This is a genomic window from Streptomyces sp. NPDC047315 (genome assembly GCF_040643215.1).
In the GTDB taxonomy this organism is placed as follows: domain Bacteria; phylum Actinomycetota; class Actinomycetes; order Streptomycetales; family Streptomycetaceae; genus Streptomyces.
The window spans coordinates 1-16,778 of record NZ_JBEYTZ010000033.1 but is presented as its reverse complement, the minus strand read 5'-3'; the positions used below and the strand labels follow the sequence as shown (position 1 = coordinate 16,778).

The 16,778-nt window shown below is 72.3% G+C and carries 14 protein-coding genes; 8 read left to right on the top strand and 6 right to left on the bottom strand.

The genetic code is table 11. The features are described 5' to 3' along the window. The first annotated feature begins 35 nt into the window (after positions 1-35). Together ABZ842_RS30670 and ABZ842_RS30665 are read left to right on the top strand one after the other, a co-directional pair. A complete protein-coding gene (locus ABZ842_RS30670) occupies positions 36-248 on the top strand; it encodes a hypothetical protein (protein WP_361543980.1) in 213 nt (70 codons plus the stop codon). A 446-nt stretch (positions 249-694) separates the two neighbouring features. Further along, the gene (locus tag ABZ842_RS30665) at positions 695-1,183 is read left to right on the top strand and encodes a nuclear transport factor 2 family protein (RefSeq protein ID WP_361543978.1); all 489 of its coding nucleotides are present in this window, start codon (positions 695-697) and stop codon (positions 1,181-1,183) included. 279 nt (positions 1,184-1,462) lie between these two features. On the opposite strand, the gene ABZ842_RS30660 is transcribed toward ABZ842_RS30665, so the two are convergent. From ABZ842_RS30660 to ABZ842_RS30635, 6 genes are all read right to left on the bottom strand, one after another. Further along, positions 1,463-1,828: a cupin domain-containing protein gene (locus ABZ842_RS30660; protein ID WP_361543975.1), complete on the bottom strand. Its 366-nt coding sequence runs from the start codon at positions 1,826-1,828 to the stop codon at positions 1,463-1,465. A gap of 96 nt (positions 1,829-1,924) precedes the next feature. Continuing rightward, positions 1,925-3,352 (bottom strand): GntP family permease, encoded by a 1,428-nt coding sequence (locus ABZ842_RS30655; protein WP_361543972.1) that lies wholly within the window; start codon positions 3,350-3,352, stop codon positions 1,925-1,927. Between the two features lie 170 nt (positions 3,353-3,522). Then, positions 3,523-4,650 carry a glycerate kinase gene (locus ABZ842_RS30650; protein WP_361543969.1) on the bottom strand — a complete coding sequence of 376 codons (1,128 nt, stop codon included), beginning with the start codon at positions 4,648-4,650 and terminating at the stop codon, positions 3,523-3,525. A 181-nt stretch (positions 4,651-4,831) separates the two neighbouring features. Continuing rightward, positions 4,832-5,899, bottom strand: a complete 1,068-nt coding sequence (locus tag ABZ842_RS30645) for a sugar diacid recognition domain-containing protein (RefSeq protein WP_361543966.1) — start codon at positions 5,897-5,899, stop codon at positions 4,832-4,834. Positions 5,900-5,941: 42 nt separating this feature from the next. Beyond that, complete coding sequence (locus tag ABZ842_RS30640) at positions 5,942-7,135, bottom strand: M20 family metallopeptidase (protein ID WP_361543963.1); 1,194 nt, start codon at positions 7,133-7,135, stop codon at positions 5,942-5,944. 65 nt (positions 7,136-7,200) lie between these two features. Then, a complete protein-coding gene (locus tag ABZ842_RS30635; RefSeq protein ID WP_361543960.1) occupies positions 7,201-8,754 on the bottom strand; it encodes an AbgT family transporter in 1,554 nt (517 codons plus the stop codon). A 115-nt stretch (positions 8,755-8,869) separates the two neighbouring features. Between ABZ842_RS30635 and ABZ842_RS30630 the strand changes: the two genes are divergently transcribed. The 6 genes from ABZ842_RS30630 (at position 8,870) to ABZ842_RS30605 (ending at position 16,583) form a co-directional block, all read left to right on the top strand. Next, a complete protein-coding gene (locus tag ABZ842_RS30630) occupies positions 8,870-9,901 on the top strand; it encodes an Lrp/AsnC family transcriptional regulator (RefSeq protein WP_361543957.1) in 1,032 nt (343 codons plus the stop codon). Between the two features lie 121 nt (positions 9,902-10,022). Next, complete coding sequence (locus tag ABZ842_RS30625; RefSeq protein WP_361543954.1) at positions 10,023-10,709, top strand: Crp/Fnr family transcriptional regulator; 687 nt, start codon at positions 10,023-10,025, stop codon at positions 10,707-10,709. 152 nt (positions 10,710-10,861) lie between these two features. Continuing rightward, the gene (locus ABZ842_RS30620) at positions 10,862-11,689 is read left to right on the top strand and encodes a hypothetical protein (RefSeq protein WP_361543951.1); all 828 of its coding nucleotides are present in this window, start codon (positions 10,862-10,864) and stop codon (positions 11,687-11,689) included. After that, positions 11,686-14,064 carry a hypothetical protein gene (locus tag ABZ842_RS30615; protein WP_361543948.1) on the top strand — a complete coding sequence of 793 codons (2,379 nt, stop codon included), beginning with the start codon at positions 11,686-11,688 and terminating at the stop codon, positions 14,062-14,064. Before ABZ842_RS30620 ends, ABZ842_RS30615 begins: the two co-directional genes overlap by 4 nt. Continuing rightward, positions 14,061-15,248 carry a PE-PGRS family protein gene (locus ABZ842_RS30610; RefSeq protein WP_361543945.1) on the top strand — a complete coding sequence of 396 codons (1,188 nt, stop codon included), beginning with the start codon at positions 14,061-14,063 and terminating at the stop codon, positions 15,246-15,248. Before ABZ842_RS30615 ends, ABZ842_RS30610 begins: the two co-directional genes overlap by 4 nt. 54 nt (positions 15,249-15,302) lie before the next feature. Then, positions 15,303-16,583 carry a M48 family metalloprotease gene (locus ABZ842_RS30605; RefSeq protein WP_361543942.1) on the top strand — a complete coding sequence of 427 codons (1,281 nt, stop codon included), beginning with the start codon at positions 15,303-15,305 and terminating at the stop codon, positions 16,581-16,583. Positions 16,584-16,778 lie beyond the last annotated feature (195 nt).

Below are 16,778 nucleotides of genomic sequence, written 5' to 3'. Positions count from 1 at the left end.
CACCGGTTCCGTCGAGGGGAGGCAGGTCGGCCCAGTTGCCGTCCGCGAGCCGGGCGGTGGAGTTCCAGGTGCACCCGATCGACCGGCTCCAGGAGGCCGGGGAGGAGGGAGGGCTCGGCGAGGTCGCCGTGATGCGCGACCTCGCGGCCCGGCACATCATCGTCCACCTGGGCATGCCCGATCTCCGTGGCGTCGTTGTGTGCATCGACCCCGAGCAGCGAAACGAGGATGCGGAGCGGCAGCCCTGAGGACTACAACGAGGGGATGGCTGTCTTCCTCTGTTCCAAGTGCGGCACCGCGACCACGCCGGAACTGGCTGAGCTTGCCGCCGTCCCTGACGTTTCGGACGACGAGCGCGACCGGGACAAGGAGACACGCCGGGCGCCTTCCACTGTTCCGCGGGGTCACTACGCGATCGATCCCGAGCCCTGGGGACCTCCCCACGTCGTCCAGGAGGATCAGGAGGACCCGAAGCCAGCACAGTTGCGCGAACCTGTGGTCTGCCGTGAAGAAGGCTTCGTCATCTCGGCTGGCAGCCGGCACACAGTGCTGGTGCACCCCGACGACGCTGCTGGTCTTCAGCCACTGCCCAACTGGGAGAACAGCAGTGGGTGCTGCGGACCGACAGGCGACGAGGGACTCAACCGAGCCTGCCCCTGCGGCATCACGCCGACTAGGCTGGTAGGAAGTGGAAATGACCACTCACGATACCGATCCCGATCCCGATCCCGATCCCGTGGAGCGTCTCCTCGCGGAACGAGCCTGCGAGCGCTTGATTTTTGAACTCGTGCGACGGCTCGACTTGGGCGATCCGAGTACGGTCTGCGAGCTGTTCACCGTAGATGGCGTCTGGGAGTGGCCATATGACGGGCGACGGATCGAAGGCAGGGAAGCGCTGCGTACCTATTTCGGTTCTCGGCCAGTGGACCGCCTATCCCGGCGGATGTGCACGAACGTCCTGGTCACGGTCGACTCGACGGATACTGCCGCTGCGACCACCTACTTCGCCACATACCGAGTCGATGGCTATGCCGACGGCGCGCTGGTTCCGCCCCGGCTCCCGGCGAACATCGGTCACTACGTGGACACCTTCCGTAAGATCGACGGCACCTGGCTGATGGCGACACGCACCCTCGTCCTGCCGTTCGGTGGGCCGACCGAACGTCTGGAGGCACCCGCCTAGGCGTCCGGTCGGGCAGCAACCACTCAATCCGTGCCCACTGCGCGTCAGAGAACCGACACACCGGACCAACGATCCGATGATCCAGAAGAAGCGGCCGAGGGGCCGGGGGGACCCCCAGCGCCCCTGATGTGCTTCCCCCGTTGCTTACCTGCGGGACGGGGGTTTAGGGATGCTGGAGGTCCCCCACGCCCTCAGGGCATGGGTGGAACTGCGCGACAAGCCCACCACCCGGCCGCAGACGTCAACGCTCCCGCAGGGGCACCGCGGCTGCGTCCAGGGCTACGCGGGCTTTGCGTACTCGCCGTATCCGGTCCAGTCGATCGCCACGCAGGGTTCGTCGCCCACCACCCACGCGTCGTGCCCGGGCGGGATCTCGATGAAGTCGCCCGGGCCCGCCTCGGCGCTCTCTCCGTCGTCCATCACCATCTTGATGCGGCCACTCACCACGTAACCGGTGTGGGCCGACTGACAACTGTCGGTCCCCGCAATCGGTTTGACGTGTTCCGACCAGCGCCAGCCGGGTTCGAAGACGGCGCGGCCGACGGGGCCGCCGGCCGTGTTCAGCAAGTCCAACTTGCCCTTGCCGGCTTCGAAGGGTCGTGTCTCGTCGGCGGCGGCGAAATTGCGGATCACCAGCCCAGCCATGGTCACTCGCCTCCTGGGCGGGAAGGCCCCCGAGTCCGACTACCAGCCTAGTCGGGTACTCGGGGGCCGGCCCGTGCAGTACGAGCGATCACAGCCCTACAGCACCACCGCGCCGAGGGCGAGGACGAAGGCGAGTGCGGTGAGGCCCTGGACGAGGGTGGCTGCGGTCTGGGCGCGGTAGGCGGTCTTCACGTCCATGCCGGAGAACTGGGAGACGACCCAGAAGTACGAGTCGTTCACATGGCTGACCACCATCGCACCGGCGCCGATCGCGAGGACGGCCATGACCTGGCCGATCGGTATGGAACCCAGGGTGCCGTCGAGCCCGAGCGCCGGCAGCAGCGGCTGGGCGAGGGTGGAGGTGATGATCAGCGCGGCGGTGCTGCTGCCCTGCGCGGTCTTCAGCAGCGCCGCGAGCCCGAAGAGGACCAGGAGCGCGGTGACGCCGCTGACCGCGGAGCCGTCGCCGATGAGCGAGGCGATGTAGTCGGCGATCGGGGTGCCCTTGATGACCGCGCCGAACGCGCCGCCGGCGCCGGTGATGACGAGGATGGGCGCCGCGTCCACCAGGCCCTCGGCGACCCACGTGGTCAGGGCCTTGGCGTCGCGCTTCGGGGGCAGCAGGGCGAGCGCCAGGAGGACGCCGATGAGCAGGGCGTTCACCGGGTTGCCCAGGTCGGTGAGGAAGGCGCCGAAGGCGCCGTCGACGAGGGTGCCGCCGCCGGCCGGGAAGGCGGCCACGGAGCCGATCGCCATCAGCACGATCGGGACCAGGATGGGGGCCAGCGCGCTGCCCATCGAGGGCAGCCGGTCGAACTGCGCCTTGTACTCCTCGAAGGTCTGGCGCGCGTCCGGCAACTTGCTCTCCAGGTCGCCGGTGCGGCGCAGGGCCCACACCAGGCCGGCGGCGGCAGCGACCAGGGAGACCGGGATGCTGAAGAGGATGACCCAGATCAGGCCGTCGGAGCCGATGCCGACGTTGCCGGCAGCGGCGATCGGGCCGGGCGTCGGGGGCACGAAGGTGTGCGACGCGTACAGGCCGGTGGCCAGGGCGGTGCCGAGGACGACGGGGTTCTTACCGGTCTTGCGGGCGATCGAGCGCTGGAGCGGGGAGAGCACGACGTAGCCCGAGTCGCAGAAGACGGGCACCGAGACGACCCAGCCCATCAGGGACATGGCGAGCGCCGGGTGGCGTTTGCCGACGACCTTGAGGACCCCCTCGGCGAGGGTGACGGCCGCGCCCGTGCGCTCCAGCACCTTGCCGATGATCGTGCCGAAGAGGATCACCAGGCCGATGCTCGCGAGGATCGAGCCGAAGCCCTCGGCGATGGTTCCCGCGAGGTCGTCGACGAACTTCCGCTCGGCACCGGTGGCGGCGCCGACGCCCATCGCCAGCAGTCCGAAGACGTACGTGGACAGGACGATGGCGAGGAAGGGGTGCAGACGGAACCGTCCGCACAACAGGATGATCAGCCCGATGCTCGCGGCCAGGGCGGCGAGCAGGGCGGGACCGGCGGTGCTCATGGGACTCCTCGCAGGGGTGGGGCAGCGCGCGCGGGGCCGCGGGCCGGCACGGCCGCAGGGCGCGTAGGGGGACGGCGTACGCGGGGACGGCGTACGGGGACTGCGTAGGGAACTCGGGTACGGGGACGGGGACGGGGTACGGGGGCGTGGCCGCGGAAGGGCCCCAGGGGTCAGCCGACGCGCAGCCGGACGGCCTGTTCCGCCGCGTGCGCCAGCAGCTCCGCGGCCGAAGCGGTCATGGCGTCCAGGGTGCGCGGACCGTCCGCGATGCTGAACGCCGCGGTCAGGCCCAGCTCGTGCAACTCGGTCAGCGGCGGGACCACTTGGCCCGCGAGCGCCACGGCGGGGACGCCCCGCGCGGCGGCGAGCGCGGCGACGTGCGAGACGACCTTGCCGTCGGCGCTCTGCCGGTCCAACCGCCCCTCCCCGGTCAGGACCAGGTCCGCGCCGGTCAGGGCGTCGGGCAGACCGACGCTGCGGGCGACGAGCTCGCAGCCGGGCTGGGCGGTGGCGTCCAGTACGGCGAGCATGCCGCCGCAGGTGCCGCCGGCCGCCCCGGCACCGGGCAGGTCGTGCACCGCGGTGCCGAGCTGTTCGGCGAGGACGTCGGCGAGCCGGGTCAGGCCCCGGTCGAGCCGGTCGACGTCGGCCGGCCCCGCGCCCTTTTGGGGCCCGAAGACGGCCGCGGCGCCACGGGGCCCGACCAGCGGATTGGTCACGTCGCAGGCGATGTGGAACCGGGTGGCGCGCACTTCTGCGGGCACCTGGGACACGTCCACGCGGTGGAGGTCGACGAGGGCGCCGCCGCCGGGCGGCAGCTCGTCGCCCGCGGCGTCCAGGAACCGTACGCCGAGGGCGCGCAGCAGCCCGGTGCCGCCGTCGGTGCTGGCGCTGCCGCCGACGCAGACGAGCACGGAGCGGGCGCCCCGCCCGATGGCGTCGGCGATGAGCTGGCCCGTGCCGGCGGTGTCCGCGCGCAGCGGGTCGAGGCGCGCCGGGTCGATCAGCGGCAGCCCGGAGGCGGAGGCGAGTTCGACGACGGCGGACGAGGCGTCGGGGGCGAGGAGGTAGCGGGCGGTGACGGGGGCGCCGAGGGGGCCGTCGACGTCGAGCGCGACCTCCGAGCCGCCGGTGACGGCGCCGATGCAGTCGAGGGTGCCCTCCCCGCCGTCCGCCATCGGCACCCGGACCACCTCGGCCCCGGGCGCGGCGCGGAGCACACCGGCTTCCATCGCGGCGCAGACGGCCGCGGCGGACAGGCTGCCCTTGAAGGAGTCGGGAGCGAGAACGACGCGCAAGGAAGTGCACCTATTTCCGGAGAAGGGGCGTGATAACGGGCTCTCGATGAGCCGTGTCGGCACTCTAGGCGCTCCCGCCACCGGCGAATACTGGTCCGGTGAACGGATTTCGCCCGCCGTTCACCCCCTGCTTTTGGGCGCCGTGCACAAGTGCGTGCACAAAGATGTCCGCAAGCGTCGCTCAGTCGATGTCGCACAGGTGCAGGGCCACCTGGAGCGCGACGGCGTCCTGGAAGACCTTGGGGTCCTTGCCGGTGAGCTCGGTGATCCGCCGCAGCCGGTAGGCGAGGGTGTTGCGGTGCACCCGGAGCCGTTCGGCGGACTCGGCGGCGTTGCAGTCGCACGCGAAGTAGACGCGCAGCGTCCGGCGGAGTTCGGCGGAGAGCGGCCCGAGCACGCGCTGTGCCGCCGCGGTCCGCACCTCGGGATCGAGCCGTGCGAGCAGCACGGGCAGCTCGACGTCGGCGAGCCGGACGGCGCCGGTGAATCTGCGGCGTACGGCGAACCCCGTCCGGCCCGCCTGTTGCCGCAGGTCGGCGAAGTCTTCTGCGGGCCCGGCTTCGAGGAACCCCGCGGCCTGGTCCGCCTCGCACAGCCGAAGGAGCCGGTGGCGCAGGGCGGGGGAGGTGCCGGCGCCGGTCACCGCCCACAGCGTGCCGGTCGCGTCGGGGGCGATCAGCGCGGAGCGCTCGTCGAGCTCCAGCAGCCGGTACGGCTCGCGGGGCCCCTCCTCGACGGCGAGGGCGTCGGCGCGCACCGCGAAGAGGGCGTACGGCGCATCCACCCGGCAGCCGCCGAGCTGCTGCCCCTGCCGCCAGCCCTCCTCGGTGAGCCGGTCGGCCAGCAGGTCGCGCAGCACCTGCCGGCGCACCTGGTGTCGCCAGTCGACCTCGCCGGCGAAGGTCTCCCGCATCACCATCAGCTCGGCGAGTCGGGCGACGGCCCGGGCGATCTCCCCGACCTCGGCCGGCTCGCCCCGCACGCCGACGACCCCGACCAGGCGCCCCGCCACCCGCAGCGGCAGGTTGACGCCCGCCCTGGTGCCGTCGAGCGCGCTGGCCGCCTGCCGGGTGAGCGACAGCGGCTCCCCGGTGCGCAGCACCCGCAGCGCGCCCTCGTGCACGCTGCCCAGCCGGGTGCGGTCGCTGCTGGCGACGATGACGCCGCGCTCGTCCATGATGTTCACGCTGACACCGAGACGGGTCACGACGTCGTCGACGATCGACTGGGCCACGGCATCCACGAGCATGTCCGGAATATAGCCCCGGCGCTCGGGGCCGGGCGCGGTGCGTCAGGGTGCCGTGGGCCGCTCGTGCAGCGGTGTCGCCAGCCGGCCGAGCACCCCCGCGACCAGGGCGGTCTGGGTGGGCACGGTGTCCGGGTAGATGAACTCGCCCTGGGCGTGCGCGCCGTCGCCGACGGCGCCCATCCCGCACAGCACGGGCAGCCCGAGCGCGGCGACGAAGTTGGCGTCGCTGGCGCCGCCGACGGAGGCGTCGGACAGGGTGCGGCCCTGTTCGCGGGCGACGTCGCGGGCGAGGTCGAGCAGGGGCGCGGAGGCGGCGCCCAGGGTCATCGGGGGCCGGTTCCAGGCGTGGTCGACCTCGATGCGGACGCGGGGGTCGCTGACCTCGATGGCGTCCAGCGCGTCGTCGACGCGGGCCTGCTCCGCCGCGCTGCTGACCCGGATGTCCAGGCTCGCGGTGGCCCGGCCGGCGACGACGTTGGTGGCGGAGCCGCCCTGGATGAGTCCGGTGTTGACCGTGGTGCCGTCGGCGGGGGCCGCGACGGCGGCAGCGGCGACCACGAACTCCGACAGCGCGGTGATGGCGCTCGCCCCGTCCTGCGGTGCGAGCCCGGCGTGCGCCTCGATCCCGGTGGCCGTGACCCGGAAGATCCCGGAGCCCTTGCGGGCGGTCTTCACCGCGCCGCCGGCGCTCGGCTCCAGGACGAGGGTGGCGTCGACCCGCTGTGCGACCTCTTCGATCACCGGTCGCGAGGAGAGCGAGCCGATTTCCTCGTCGCCGTTGAAGAGGAAGGTGACGGTGGGCACGGGTGCGCTGCTCTCCCGGGCTAGCTTGACCGCCCAGACGCCCTGGACCAGCCCGGTCTTCATGTCGAAGACGCCCGGCCCGCTCAGCTTGGCCCGGCCGTCTTCGTCCGGCGCCGGGTGCTGCCACCCGGCGAGGGTGCCGGTCGGCCACACGGTGTCGTAGTGGCCGACGAGCGCGACGTGCCCGGGCCCGGTGCCGGCGTACGTCAGCGTGAGGGTGTCGCCGCACTCGCCGCCCGGGTGGCGCTGTTCGCGGTCGGGCGGGCCGAGCCGCTGGACGGTCAGCTCGCGCAGCAGGTCCAGGCCCGCGGCGAGCCCGGGCAGGTCGTAACTGCCGGTCTCCTGGTGGACGAGGGTGTGGATGTCGGCGAGGATCTCCGCCGACGCCTGGTGGGCGCGGGCGGTGAGTTCGGCTGCGGGTGCGGCGGTCATGGTCTGCTCTCTCGTACGGAGCGCCGGGCGTGTCCCGGCGCCCGAGGCGGAAGGGGGAAGCGGCGTCAGCTGATGCCGAAGGGGATGCCGAGCAGGTACCAGGCGACGAAGAACGCCATCCAGGCGACCCAGACGACGGCGGCGATCGGGATCGTGAAGGACGCCAGGGTGCCGATCCCGGCGGACTTGCGGTACTGCTGGATGAAGCCCAGCGCCATCACGAAGTACGGACTCATCGGGGTGACGCAGTTGGTGACGGAGTCGGCGACCCGGTAGACGGCCTGGGTGGTCTCCGGCTCGATGCCGATGAGCATCAACATGGGGACGAGCACCGGTGCGGCCAGCGCCCACAGTGCGGAGCCGCTGGTGATGACGAGGTTCATGATGGTGATCAGCACGGCGATGCCGACCAGCACCGTCCACCCCTGCAGGTCCATCGCGCGCAGCGTCTCGGCGCCCTTGACGGCGAGGATGTCCCCGATGTTCGTCCACTTGAAGTAGGCGAGGAACTGGGAGATCGCGAAGAAGAGGACGAGGATCGGCGCCATCGACTTGGTGCCGTCGACCATCGCGCCGATGATGTCGCGGGCGGCGGTGAAGGTGCCGGTCATCCGTCCGTAGACGGTGCCGACCACGGCGAAGAACAGGCCGAGGACGAGCGCCATCCCGCCGATGACGGGGGAGTTCACGATCCCGCCGCCCTCGCCGCGCAGCGGTGACGAGACGGGGACCATCGCCGCCACCAGGAGGGCGACGAAGCCGAAGGCGACGAGCCCGGTCGCGCGCAGCGCGCGCCGCTGCTGGTCGGTGACCTCGATCGCCTCCCGCTCATCGGCGTCGGGCGCGGTCACCGGCTCGTCGGGTTCGAGGTCCGCGCGCTTGGCGATGACCTTGTCGACGACGAGGGTGATGGCGAGGGCCACCAGGACGGAGGAGCCGATGCCGAAGAAGTAGTTGCCCACCGGGGTGACGACGTAGTCGGCGTCGATGGTCTGGGCGGCGGCGGTGGAGATGCCCGACAGCAGGACGTCGGTGGTGGTGAGGGACGGTGAGGCGTTGTACCCGGCGGAGATCGAGACGTACGCGACGATGCAGCCCAGCACCGGGCTGCGGCCCGCCGCGCGGAAGATCAGCGCGCCGATCGGGACGAGGGTGAAGTAGGCGGCGTCCCCCGCGACGTGGCTCACCATGGCCGTCAGCGACAGGGCGAAGGTGAGGTACTTGCCCGGCACCCGCTCGACCATGCGGCGCAGCAGGGCGGAGAACAGCCCGCTCTTCTCGGCAACGACGATGCCGAACATCACGGTGAGGATGGTGGCCAGCGGCGGGAACGCCGCGAAGTTGTCCACCGCCCCCTCGATGGCCATCGTCAGGCCCTCGTGGCTGAGCAGGCTCTTGACCGTGATGGTCTCGCCCTTGCCGGGGTGCACGGCGCTGACGTCGACGGCGGCCAGCACGGCGCTGAGGACGGCGACGACCCCCGCCAGCATCCAGAACAGCCAGAACGGGTGGGGGAGTTTGTTGCCGACCTTCTCGATCGCCGCGAAACACCGGAACGCGGTGCGCAGGGCTCTCGACTGCGGCTCTGTCGGCCGAGGCTCGGCGGAGGTGACACTCATCGGTACCTCTTCGTACAAGGGAAGGATGTTCCTGCGAACAATGGCATCCAAGTGAGAGATTCTCTAGTCCCAGTAGATAACGGTGGGATTAACTGGCGGGCTAAGGTAAGGCGCCATGACCCGCCCTCTCCTCGACGAGCTCGACCGGCGTCTCATCGGCGCGCTGCATCTGGCACCCCGGGCCACCTGGGACGACCTGGGCGGGATCCTGGCCGCCGACGCCAGCACCCTCAAACGCCGTTACGACCGGCTCCACGAAGCCCGGATGGTCCGGGTCATCGGGCAGGCCGACTGGGGCGTGCACTCCACGGCGATGCCGGTGCACGTCTTCCTCGACATCAGCGCCGAGACCCCGCTCGCCGTCCTGCACCGCCTGCGCGAACTGCCGCACCTCCAGCTCATGGCGCAGATCTCCGGCGACTACCCCCTCTACGCCGTCGTCCACGCCCCCTCCGAAGCGGAGACCAGCAGGGCGATCGACCGGATGTTCTCCGTGCGGGGGGTCCGCCGCGTCAACGCCCTGCCCGCCCTCAGCACCCTGCGCCGCGGCATCACCTGGGACCCCCAGTCCCTCACCGACACCGAACGCGACGACCTGCTGCACCTCGTCGGCGCCAGACCCGAGGCCACCGCGACCGCGACCGCCACGCCCCCGGCGAAGCCGCTCGGCGACGCGGACCGCACCGTCGTCGCCCTGCTGCTCCAGGACGGCCGCGCCTCCGCCGCGAGCATCGCGCGGGCCGCCGGACTGGCCACCTCCACCGCCCACCGCGTGGTCCGCCGCGTCCTCGACGAAGGCTGGGTCAGACCGCGCCTGGAAGTCGTGCCGGAATGGCTCGGCTTCGAGACCCCCTTCATGCTGCGGCTGCGGGTGGCGCCCGGCGACACCCCCGAGGTGATGCGCCGCATCGACCAACTCCCCCAGACGCGGCTGGTCGCCCACGTCGCCAGCGACCTGTCCGTGCTCGCCACCGCCCTCGTCACCGACCGCTCAGCGGTGGCGCACTTCGTCGACCACGAGTTGGCCGCCATCCCCGGCATCCTCGCCGTCAGCGTCGACGTGATGCTCGCCGTACCGCGCCGCTACTGGCTGGACCGCGACCTGACGTCCGGCCTCGGCGAATTCCACGCGCCGGCGCTGCTGTGAGTCCGCCGGGGGGCGGCGTGCCGCGCACACTCCCTCCTTCGAAGGCCGGGATGCGCTAACCTCCCGGCTCATCCCGACGATCGTGCGCCCGCGGTCCGAAGGAGCCTTGGGGGAGGGTGAGTTGACACAGTTCGAAGACCAGGTCCCGTTCCTGGCCCGACTGGAATCCGACGACCGGAAGGCGCTCTTCCACAGCGGTAACGCCCTGACCTTCCCCGCACGGCAGGTCCTGCTGCGCGAACACGAGCCCTCGACCCACGTCGTGGTCATCCTCTCCGGCTGGGCCAAGGTGACCTCGGCGGCGCCCAACGGGTACGAAGCGCTCCTCGCGCTCCGCGGCCCCGGCGACATCGTCGGCGAGCAGGCCCTGCTCAGTGGACGGCCGCGCGGGGCCACCGTCACCGCGCTGAGCCGGATCGAAGCGCTCGTCGTGCCCGCCGACGGGTTCGGCGCGCTCCTCGACGAACGGCACGGCATCGCACGGAAGTTGCTCGCCCTCACCGCCGACCGCACCCGCGACAGCGACCGGCGCCGCGTGCAGTTCGCCGCCCTCACCGTGCAGGAGCGGCTCGCCCTGCTCCTGCTCGAACTGATCCGCACCCACGGCGAGGAGTCGCAGGACGGCGTACGGCTCAGGGCCGGGCTCACCCAGAGCGACCTCGCCGGCTCCGTCGGCGCCTCGCGAGAAGCCGTCGCCCGACTGCTGAAGCAGCTGCGCGAGCGCGGCGTCGTACGCACCGGCCGGCGCGGACTCGTCGTCGTAAGACCCGACGTCCTACGGCAGTTGGCGAGCTCGGGACAGCGCTGACGGCCCCTGCCGGACCGCTCGGCCGGGCCCGTTGTGTGCACACGGTCACATTTCGAGTGTGCCAAGTTCCGTCGCCCCCAACTCCCCGCCCCTGAGATCTTCTTCGATGTCCCAAGGGCCCCGACGGGCCCTGCCAGCAACGGAAGGCGGCCATGCCCGAGCCTGTCAACCGGACCATCCTGCTCTTCGACATCGAGCGGTTCAGCCGCCGTGACGACGTGGTGCAGGTCGTCCTGCGGCGCACCCTGAACAAGATCGCCGACCGGACCCTGGAGGCGGCCGGCGTCGAAGCCACCCAGCAGTACCGCGAGGACCGCGGGGACGGGCTGATCGTGCTGATCAGCGGGGACGTGGCGAAGACCGCAGTGTTGCGATCACTGCTCACCACCCTCCCCGACCTCCTCCACGAGCACAACCTGCTCGCCTCGGACAGCGCCCAGATGCGGGTGCGGACCGTCCTCGCCGCCGGCGAGGTCGCCCACGACGCACACGCCGGAACCGTCGGGGGCGTCGTCGGACACGACCTCAACCAGGCGTGCCGGTTGCTCGACGCCGACGTGCTGCGCTTTGCGCTGGAGCTGCGGGAGGACGAACACTGCGTCCTCGCGGTGAGCGCCCCGGTGTACGAAGGCGTGGTCCGGCACGGTCACCGCGGGGTGCGGCCCGAACACTTCCTACCGGTGGACGTCGCCGTGAAGGACGGGGGGCTGCCCGCCTGGATCCACCGGGGGGCAATGGCGGGAGAGGCGACCGGCGCCGCCCCGTCGCCCGCCTCACCTCCCGCCCCTCCCGCCCCTGCTGCGCCTGCTGCGCAGGAACGGTCCGCCGGAGCCGTGTTCCACTTCCACGGCGCGCCCGTGGTGCACGGCTCCATCGTCGGCGGCGACCAGCACGGGGTGAGCGGCGGACAGGTCACCGGCGACGTCGTCCTCGGCGGCAGCCGGACCGAAGGCGGCACCGGGGACGGTAACCGGCAGTGAACGCACCCCCGGAACACCCGCTGGGCGCGGACGGATACGGCCCGCGCCCGGAAGGGCCCACCGTCGACCCGAACCCACCCGGCGACACCGGCCACGCAGGCGAACCGACCACCGGAGCACAGGAGTTACCGGACGCCGACGCTGACGGCGACGCCGAGACGGAACACGCCTGGGACTCCCGCCGCGACCTCTACCGGCACAGCCCCGGCATCATGCTCGGGCAGTCCGCCCGGATCGACGGCTCGCTGGCCGGCGGCGACCAGCACGGGGTGAGCGGCGGACAGGTCACCGGGGACGTCATCCTCGGCGGCAGCAAGGTCGAGTACCACCTCGGCGGCGACACCGACGAGCGGTCCGGAGAGATACCCCGCACTGAAGTCGAGACGCTCGCCGCGAACTTCGTCCATCCGGCGCCGGACGTGGACGGTGCCCGTCGCGACGGCATCCCGCCCGACGGCGTTCCCCCGGACGACGCCCGCAGCCCGGACGAACCGTGGCAGCCCGGGAGCCCGTTCGCCCGCGCCCTCGCCGACCTCAGGGCACACAGCCTGGCCGTCCTCGCCGGACCGGCCACCACCGGCCGCAGGGCAGCCGCCCTCATGCTGCTCCGCGCCGTCGGCTCCCGCTCCTACCGCTCCCTCGACCCGGCGCTGACGCCCGGCCGGCTCGTCGCAGAACTACGAGAGGGCTGCGGTCACCTCGTCGCGGACTTCGCCACCAGCGCGGAACGCCCCCTGCGCGAACACCACGTCCGCGCCCTCAGCGAACGCCTCAAGGCAACCGGCAGCCACCTCGTCCTCGTCGTGGGCCCCCACCCCGTCATCCACGGCGGCGTGGGCCACGTGTCCTGGCAGCCGCCGGAGCCCGCCGCACTGCTCGCCGGACACCTCAGGAACCAGGACCTGGCCGGACGCAGCGTCGCCGACCTCCTCGCCATCGACGAGGTGCGCTCCGTACTCGCCCACCACCGTCCGGTCGCCGACACCGCCAGCTTCGCCAGACGCGTCGCCGGCCACGCCCGCGGCGCGGTGTCCCTGGCCGACCTCGGCGCGTTCGGCCACCACGCGGCCGAACGCCAGGTCCGGGAGTGGTTCGACAGCGCGCAACACACCCTCCACGACAAGGCGTTCCTGATCGCCCTCGCCACCTTCAACGAAGCCCCCTACCCACTGACTGCCGAGCTGAGCGACGTCCTCTTCGGCCTCCTCCAGCGCATCGAGAACCCCGGGGAACCGGCCCGGATCCCCGTCTTCGGCACCTCCAGCGCCCAGCGGGTCGAGCAGGCGCTCGCCGACCGCTACCAGGAGTCGGAGGAGACCGAATGGGGCCCGGTGCTCCAGACGAAGGTGCAGTTCAAGGACCGGCTCACGGCCATCGCCCTGCTACGGGAGGTCTGGACGGGGCACCCCTCCGCGCGGCCCGCCCTGGTGGCCTGGCTGCGCCGCCTCGCCGTCGACCCCCGCCCCGTCGTGCGCACCCGAGCCGCCGCCACGGCCGCCGTCATGGCCGAGGCCGACCTACCGTCGACCATGGGGCTCCTCATCCGCTCCTGGGCGGCACAGCCACGGCTGCGCGCCCGGCTCGCGGCGGCCAACGCCCTCGCCCTGGCCCACCACCTGGGCACCCCGCACGTGTCCCGGATCCTCGCCCAGTGGTGCGTCGCCCCGGACCACCGGCTGCGCTGGACCGCCGCCCGCAGCTACGCCCTGGTCGGCGACGCCTTCCCCCGGGAGGCGTTCGCCGCGCTCACCGAAGCCGTCCGCGGAGTGGAGGCCCGGGGCGGCCCCGCCCGCGGCTGGGCGCAGGAGCGCGACGACCTCGCCCAGTCCGCCGCCGCGCTGCTGCTCGCCGCCGGGCAGGACGCGTCCGCCCGCGACGACTGGCCGGCGGTCGCCGAGCTGTGGGGCGCCCTGCCGCCCCTCGCGCACGGCACCACCAGGTCCTTCGTCCTGAGTACCGTGGTACACGCCTGCGGACCGAAGGACGGCCCCGCCGGCACCGGACGCCCCCTGCTGCTCGACCTGTTCGGGCGCGCCGACCGGACACCCGGCACGGACGGGGCCGCGCTCCGCCGCGACCTCGCGACCCTGTGGCGGGGCGTGCTCAACGACCCCCAGTGCGCCGCGTCCGGACTGAACAACATGCGCCAGTGGGTCCGCTCCGCCGAAGACGACCGGGGAGCCGAAGCCGCACTCGCCGACTTGCTGCCCCAGCTCACGGTCTCCGTCGAGGACCACCGACGGCTCGCCTACCTCCTGGAGAGCCTGCGCGGCGACGACGAGTCCGCGCCGCCCGCCGTGGCCCTCAGGCTGCGCACCCTCGTGTCCGCCCCGCCCACGCCCTTCGAACCGTTCCAAGGAGCAGCGTCACCATGATGAGCCCGCCACCCCAGTGGCAGCAGGACGCCAACCGCCACTCCGCACTCGTCGACCCGGTCGTCACGATCCAGGAGCTCGCCCGCTTCACACCGCTGCGCGCCACCCGCATCGACCACGCCCTCGTCTTCACCTCCGCGCAAGGCGGCCTCGACACCTATCTGCCACCGAGTCGGCCCGGCCGCACCGAACTCGCCACCCGGCGCTGGACCAGCGTGTACGAGGTGGACATGGGCCGGCACGAGTCCACCGCCGTCCTCAACCTCCCCAGCCAGAACGACGCCTTCCTCTTCGAGGTGTCCCTGGGGTGCACCTGGCAGGTCCTCGACCCGGCCGCGTTCGTCGCGAGCGGGGAGCGCAACGTGCCGGCCATGGTGCAGCGCCTGGTCGAACTGGCCGTACGGCCCGTGCTGCGGAGCTACGCCATGCAGGACGGCGCCTCGGCCGAACTCCACGCCGCGAAGGCCCTCGAAGCCGCCGGCCCGTTGGGCGTGCGGTCCGGGCTCGACGTCCACTGCACCCTCCAGATCCGGCGCGACGAGGCAACGCTGGAACAGGAACGGCAACTGCGCGAGATCGAGTTCGCGCGCCAGCGGCTCGAACCCCAGCAGGCGCTGCTGCTGCGGGAGGACGAACTCGCCGCCGAACGCGCCCTCGTCCAAGGGCGGCAGCAGCACGGCGTCGAACTCCAACAGGAAGCGCTGGAGCACCAGCGGCGGATGGCCCGGGGCCGCCAGGAGCTGGAGCTCCAGGAGATCGAGGCCCAGAAGATCGCGTACTACACCCACTACCTGGAACGAGGCGGGCCGGCCGCCATGGCCTTCCAACTCGCCCGGCACCCCGAAGACGCCCGACTCGTCATGGAGAACCTGCGCCAGGACCAGTTGCAGACCCTCCAGAACCAGCTCAAGATCGCCCTCCAAGCGCTCGGCGGCGGCCCCGGCGGACTGGAGGAACACCAACTGGACGAGCCGCGCCGGCTCGCCGCCAACGTCATCAAGGAGGTCCTGGGGGCGCGGCTGGCCCAAGGCCAGGCACGGCCGCTGCCCGCGGGGGAGGAGTCCTTGCCCGCGGCGCCGCCGGTCGAATCCCCGCAGGACCCGCCGCCCACGCCGCCCACGCCGAAGGAAGGGCCGCCTGCGCCGCAGGACGGGCCCGTCTTCGGCTACCCCTCCTCCTCGTAGCCGGGACGACACCGCGACGACCCGTACCGGAAGACCGTCAGGAGACACACCGACATGTCCGACCGCGAGGACCTTCCGCCTCCGTACCCCGGCGAGGAAGGCCCGCCCGCGCCCGCGTACCCCGAAGAAGAGCCGCCCCGCGATCCCGGGGAGGACCCGCCGCCGTACCCGGGTGAGGAGGCTCCGTCGTACCCGGGGTACGAGCCGCCCGCGTACCCGGGCGAAGAGCCGACGCCCGTGACTCGACCCCCGGCCCGGCCCGCGCCCCGGCCGACACCCCAGCAGCCGACCCCTCCGCCCCTGCCGCCCGCTCCTTCCGTGGCGCCGGCCCTCCCCTCCGGCGTCGACCACGACGACCTGGCCCTGGAGCAGGGACGCCGAATGGTGAAGGCGGTGCAGCGGGGCGTCGACGGCGCCGCGCTGTCCCATCTGTTGGTGGCCGTGCCGACGGGCCTGGTCAGCCTGATCGTCGTGACCTTCGTGTGCGCCCTGGTCGCCCCCGCCTTCGGGGTCGTCGGGGCGGTGGCCTGGTTGCTGTCCGGACCGCTGATCTTCAACCGGCGCGTGGAAGACGCCATCGCCCGCCGACTGCTCGGCATGCGCAGGCCCACCCCGTCGGAGGCCCGACGGCTGGACGTCGTGTGGGAGCAGGTGACCCGTCGCGCGGGGGTGGACCGGGAGACCTACGAACTGTGGGTCCAAGAGCGCCCCGAACTGAACGCGACGGCCGCCGCCGGGCACATCGTCGCCGTCACCCGGCAGGCGATGGAGCAACTCCCCAACTCCCGCCTCGCTGCGGTCCTCGCCCACGAACTCGGCCATCACGTCGGCGGCCACACCTGGGCGTCGATGCTGGCCGACTGGTACGCCCTGCCCGCCCGGACCGCGGGACGGGCCGTCCTCGCCACCATGACCGTGCTCTTCCGGGCGAAGAACTGCATCGGCGTGGCCTCCGGCGGTTGCCTCGCCCTGACGCTCGTGCAGTTCCTGCTCCTGTTCAGCTTCATGGAGGGGACGTGGGTGCTCGTCCTCCTGGTGGCGGCCGGCCCGCTGCTGATCGCCTGGCTGCACCGCCGGGCCGAGTTCCGGGCGGACGCGTACGCGGTGGGGCTCGGCTTCGGTGCGGAGCTGGAGGACGTCCTCATCGCGGAGGCACGGGCCCGTGCGCTGCCTCAGCCGGAGTCCGACGCGTACGACCAGCCCGACGCCTGGCCGGATTCCGATCCCGGGCGGTCGGCGGGCGCCGGTCGGCTGGTGGCGAAGGCCGCGCACACGAACGCGGAGGCCCGCCTCCAGAACGTCAGGCTCGTCCTGTCCCAACAGCACGCACCCTAGGCTCGCTTCCCTGCGCCTTTGGACGTAGCCGCCGTCTCCCTGTGGCGCGTTGGTCTCCGCTGGCCGGTGGTGGGCTTGTCGCTCAGTGCCGCCTCCTATGCCCTCTGGGCATAGGCTCGATGACCTCGGCATCTTCCTGCGCCACATGCTCGCCAAAGCCCCGGACCGAGCCGGGTTCGGTCCCGCTTGGACCAA